This window comes from Streptomyces griseoflavus, from assembly GCF_014649995.1.
Classification (GTDB): Bacteria; Actinomycetota; Actinomycetes; order Streptomycetales; family Streptomycetaceae; genus Streptomyces; species Streptomyces griseoflavus.
Map to the genome: position 1 here is coordinate 66,919 of NZ_BMUC01000021.1, position 4,424 is coordinate 71,342.

The 4,424-nt window shown below is 72.7% G+C and carries 4 protein-coding genes and 1 tRNA gene; 3 read left to right on the forward strand and 2 right to left on the reverse strand.

All coding sequences use genetic code 11. The features are described 5' to 3' along the window. A partial coding sequence (locus IE172_RS31230; protein WP_229886640.1) for a phytanoyl-CoA dioxygenase family protein occupies positions 1-1,053 on the reverse strand: 1,053 nt, incomplete at its 3' end. Positions 1,054-1,162: 109 nt separating this feature from the next. Here IE172_RS31230 and IE172_RS31235 point away from each other — a divergent pair. Further along, positions 1,163-2,197, forward strand: a complete 1,035-nt coding sequence (locus IE172_RS31235) for a LacI family DNA-binding transcriptional regulator (RefSeq protein ID WP_190100702.1) — start codon at positions 1,163-1,165, stop codon at positions 2,195-2,197. Between the two features lie 54 nt (positions 2,198-2,251). After that, complete coding sequence (locus IE172_RS31240) at positions 2,252-2,857, forward strand: TMEM175 family protein (RefSeq protein WP_190100703.1); 606 nt, start codon at positions 2,252-2,254, stop codon at positions 2,855-2,857. A gap of 70 nt (positions 2,858-2,927) precedes the next feature. On the opposite strand, the gene IE172_RS31245 is transcribed toward IE172_RS31240, so the two are convergent. Beyond that, complete coding sequence (locus tag IE172_RS31245) at positions 2,928-4,097, reverse strand: Gfo/Idh/MocA family protein (protein ID WP_190100704.1); 1,170 nt, start codon at positions 4,095-4,097, stop codon at positions 2,928-2,930. Between the two features lie 256 nt (positions 4,098-4,353). On the opposite strand from IE172_RS31245, the gene IE172_RS31250 reads away from it, so the two are divergent. Beyond that, positions 4,354-4,424, forward strand: a tRNA-Pro gene (locus IE172_RS31250).

A 4,424-nucleotide genomic window follows, 5' to 3' on the forward strand; every position in this document is an offset into this window, starting at 1 on the left:
CGGGTCGTTGTCGAGGTTGGTCGGGAAGGGGTAGCCCTCGGCGCTCGCGGCGATCACGTTCTCCAGCCACTGCTCGCCGGCTCCCTCCGCCTTGCGGCCCAGCAGCACCGGGTACACGGCGCCCGTGACGGCCTCGCGGTCCACGCTTTCCATGGCCCGCCCGAACGCGGACGACACCTGGAGCAGATTGGCCATGCGCCGGATGTCCGCCGAGTGGTTGGCGCCCGCGGCGTGGAACAGGGCCGGGTTGAAGAACACCGCGTCGCCCTTGGCGAGCGGCAACTGGACGTGGTGCTCCTCGAAGTACGCGTGGAACTCCGGGAGGCGCCAGGCGAGGTAGCCGGGCCCGTACTTCTGCGAGTGCGGGAGGTACAGCGTCGGGCCGGACTCGACGGGCATGTCGCAGTGCGCCACCGCCCCCTGCAGGGTGAGCACGGGGGAGAGGCGGTGCACGTGCGCGGGGTAGCGGGCGGCGGTCTCGTTGGAGAGGAAGCCGAGGTGGTAGTCGCGGTGCACGGTCTGCGCGGCCCCGCCCGGGTTGACCACGTTGACCTGGGAGGTGACCTGGTAGCCGGGGCCCAGCCAGGCGGAGGAGACCAGGGCGATCACGTCGTTGGCGTAGTAGTCGGCGAACGCCTGCGGGTCGTAGAGGGCCGCCTTCTCCAGGGCGTTCCACACCCGGTCGTTCGCGCCCGGCTTGGCGAAGTGGTCACCGGCCGCGGTGCCCGAGGCGCGCTGCTCGGCGATCAGGGCGTCGAAGACGGCGGTGGCGCGGTCCACGACCGCCGGGTCGGGGAACGCGCCGCGGACCACCACGATGCCGGGGCCGTCGGCGAGGGCCCGTACCAGTTCGGCCTGTACGGCACGGCGGTCGGCGAGGGCGAGCCGTTCCGCGTCGTAGAGCAGCACGTTCCGCTCGACGGCGGAGGCGTGCGGATGGGCGGCGAGATCGGTCTGCTGCTCGACCAGGGCGCGCAGCGCGTCCAGGTCGCAGTCCCGTTCGGACAGCCAGGCGGCCGGTGCGGGGGCCTGCACGGAAGAGGATGCGGACATGGGGTCGTCCCTTCTGGTCACGGAGCGACGCGGCTGGTGTCATTCTTGTCAGTACAAACCCTTCGAACAACCAGCAGGAAGCCATCAAAAACCCCTCAGGAGCCGCCGCATGGGCCACCCCTTCCCGATCAGGGAAATCGCACGTCAGGCAGGGTTGAGCGAGGCCACGGTGGACCGTGTCCTCAACGGCCGGGGAGGAGTGCGGGAGAGCACCGCGCAGGAGGTGCGCCGGGCGATAGCCGACCTCGACCGGCAGCGCACCCAGGTCCGGCTCGTCGGCCGTACCTTCATGCTGGACATCGTGATGCAGTCGCCGGAGCGGTTCTCGACGGCCGTCCGCACCGCCCTGGAGGCCGAACTGCCCTCCCTGCACCCGGCGGTGGTCCGCTCCCGCTTCCACTTCCGGGAGACCGGCCCGGCGGAGGAACTGGTCGCCGTCCTCGACCGGATCGCCCGGCGCGGTTCGCAGGGCGTCCTCCTCAAGGCACCCGACGTCCCCGGGATCACCGCCGCCGTGGGCCGGCTCGCGGCGGCCGGCATCCCGGTGGTGACCCTGGTGACGGACCTGCCCGCGAGCGCCCGGATCGGCCATGTCGGCAGCGACAACCGGGCCGCGGGCGCCACCGCCGCCTACCTGGTGGGGCAGTGGCTCGGCGACCGGCCCGGCAACGTGCTCACCAGCCTCTCCAGCGGCTTCTTCCGCAACGAGGAGGAGCGCGAGATGGGCTTCCGCAGCGCCATGCGCGTCCGGCAGCCCGGCCGCGCCCTCGTCGAGATCGCCGAGGGGCAGGGCCTGGACGCCACCCAGTACGACCTGGTCCGGGCCGCCCTGGACCGCGACCCGGCGATCCGCGCCGTCTACTCGATCGGCGGCGGCAACATCGCCACGCTGCGCGCCTTCGAGGACGCCGGGCGGGAGTGCGCCGTGTTCGTCGCCCACGACCTCGACCAGGACAACACCCGGCTGCTGCGCGAGCACCGGCTGTCCGCCGTGCTCCACCACGACCTGCGGCACGACCTGCGCGAGGCCTGCCACCTCGTGATGCGGGCCCACGGCGCCCTGCCGCCCGCCGGCCCCACCCCGCCCTCCGCCATCCAGGTCGTCACCCCCTACAACATGCCGTCTCCGGCGTTGGCCGGGTGACGGCCCAGGCGTGTATGCCGCGGCGCCGGGAGGGGCCTGCCTACCGTCGTGCGCATGAGGAAACCGACCCCGGACGGCGGGCCCGAACGGCTCGTCGCGCTCGCCGACGGTGTGTTCGCCATCGCCATCACCCTGCTGGTGCTGGACATCTCCGTGCCGCGGGGACTGGACCCGGGGGAGTACCGCCGGGCCCTCCGCGACACGCTGCCCAACCTCGGCGCCTACGCGATCAGTCTGGCGGTGCTGGCCGGCTTCTGGCGGGACCACCGGGCGATCTTCCGCAGCGTCCGTCAGGTCGACGGGGACGTGATCGGGCTGACCGTGCTCGGACTGGGGCTCGCGGCGCTGCTTCCCTTCCCGACGGCACTGGTCTCCGAGTACGGCGACGAACCGGCCTCGGTCGTCATCTACTCGGCGGCGGTCGCCTCGCTCGGCGCGGTCCACCTCGCGCTGGCCGCCCTCGTCGTCCGCCGGCCCTGGCTGCGCGGCGGGGCGGCGCCCGTGCGGGACGAGGCGCTCTACGCCGTCGACCTGGGCGCGACGGTGGTGGTGTTCCTGGTGACCATCCCGCTGGCCCTGCTCATCGGGCCCGCCGCGATGTGGTGGTGGCTGGTGCTGCTGCCGGTCAAGGTGTGGCTGGGCCGGAAGGAGAACACGTGAGGAACCGCCGGGCGTACGCCCCCACGGCCCCTCCCCTGGGGCTGCGCCCCAGATCCCTCGCGGAAACCGGTCAGAGCACCCCCGGCCCGCCCACCGTCACCCACGCCCCGCTCTCCGCCGACCGCGCCATCGCGTCCAGCACGACCGCGCTGTGCACCGCGTCCGCCAGGGTCGCCCCGTACGGGACCCCCTCCGCCACGGAGCGCAGGAACCGGTACGCCTCGATCACCTTCAGATCGTCGTACCCCATGGCGTTCGCCGCCCCCGGCTGGAAGGCGCCGAACTCCCCGTCCCCCGGCCCGACGTACACCGTGCTGACGGGCTGGTCCTGGTAGGAGGCGCCACGGCTGACGCCGAGTTCGTTCATCCGGCGGAAGTCCCAGAACACCGCCCCCTCGGTGCCGTGCACCTCGAAGCCGTAGTTGTTCTGCTCGCCCACCGACACCCTGCAGGCCTCCAGCACCCCGCGCGCCCCGGAGGCGAACCGCAGCAGGCAGCTGACGTAGTCCTCGTTCTCCACCGGGCCGACTTCGCCGCCCGTGGCGCGGGAGTGGCCGGCCGTGGCACCCGCCGGACGGGCCCGCTCGGGCAGGAAGACCGCTGTGTCGGCGGTCAGCGAGGCGATGTCGCCGAGCAGGAAGCGGGCCAGGTCGGCGCCGTGCGACGCCAGATCGCCCAGCACTCCGCTGCCCCCGCGCTCCCGCTCGTAACGCCAGGTCAGGGCGCCTTCCGGATGGGCGGCGTAGTCGCTGAACAGCCTCACGCGCACATGGGTGACCGTGCCGATCTCCCCGGAGGCGATCAGGTCCCGGGCCGCCTCCACGGCGGGCGCGTTGCGGTAGTTGAAACCGACCGCGCCCTGGACCCCCGACCCGGCGACCGCGTCGGCCACCGCGCGGGCGTCCTCGGGGCCGAGGCCCACGGGCTTCTCGATCCAGATGTGCTTGCCGGCCTCCGCCATCGCGACACCGATCTCGCGGTGCAAGAAATTGGGGGCGGTGATGCTGACCGCGCCGACGCGCGGGTCGGCCGCCACCTCGCGCCAGTCGCGGGCCGTCGAGGCGAACCCGAACTGCGCCGCGGCCTCCTCGGCCCGGCCCGGCACCTCCTCGGCGACCGTGACCAGCTCCGGACGCAGCGCGAGGTGCGGATAGTGGTGCCGCACGCGCGCGTACGCCTGGGTGTGCACCCGCCCCATCCAGCCGAATCCCACGACGGCGACACCCAGCGCATCCACCATGAAAGCCTCTCTCCGAACCGGTCCTGTCCTGCTGCCCGCTCACCTTCCGCGCGGAGCCGGGATCATGTCAACCTTTTGACAGGACAAACATGCGGCTCATCGATCACCGGGCCGGAGCCCCGGCGATCCGGTCGGCCGATCTGGTCGGCCGATCCGGTCGGCCGATCGGGGCGGCCGATCCGGGCGGACCGGCAGCACCGCTCACATGCGGTAGGGTTGACCTGCGCGATCACGCGGTTCACCGTGTGCGGCGCATCGGGACGTGGCGCAGCTTGGTAGCGCACTTGACTGGGGGTCAAGGGGTCGCAGGTTCAAATCCTGTCGTCC